Raw genomic sequence first — 491 nt, forward strand, 5'->3', positions numbered from 1 at the left:
ATCGATGATCGCGAGCGCGGCCAGAAATACCTTCAGCGATGCTGGAACACGCGGCCCCAACAGCGACAACACGCCAAGTGCAAAGGCGATATCGGTGGCCGATGGAATGGCCCACCCGCGCAGCGCGCTTGGATCGTGGATATTCAGCGCGACATAGATCAGCGCCGGCACGGCCATACCGCCGACGGCAGCAACCCCCGGCAGAATGCGGCGAGGCCAAGTCGAGAGCTGGCCATCCGTCATTTCCCGCTTGATCTCGAGACCGACCATCAAAAAGAAGACGGCCATCAGGGCTAGGTTTCCGTGTCGAAGCCGGAAAGGGCCAGCCATTGACTGACGGATTGTCGCAAATCTGCCTCGTCATCGACAATCGCAACTTTCATCGCCCGAGCCATTCAGACCTCATTCCACTGTTTCTGTTCGATCGTTAAATAGGGGCAGCTGCACTTCAAAAACCAGCCCCGCCCCGTCTGCATTCGTTGCAGTCAGCC

The 491-nt window shown here is 58.7% G+C and carries 1 pseudogene; it reads right to left on the reverse strand.

Annotated elements, in window-relative coordinates:
• A pseudogene (locus TR36_RS14610) lies at nt 1-300 on the reverse strand (Na+/H+ antiporter NhaA); the annotation flags it as partial.
• Nucleotides 301-491: the final 191 nt, after the last annotated feature.

Origin of the sequence: Falsirhodobacter sp. alg1 (genome assembly GCF_000739715.2) — a bacterium.
Lineage (GTDB): Bacteria > Pseudomonadota > Alphaproteobacteria > Rhodobacterales > Rhodobacteraceae > Falsirhodobacter.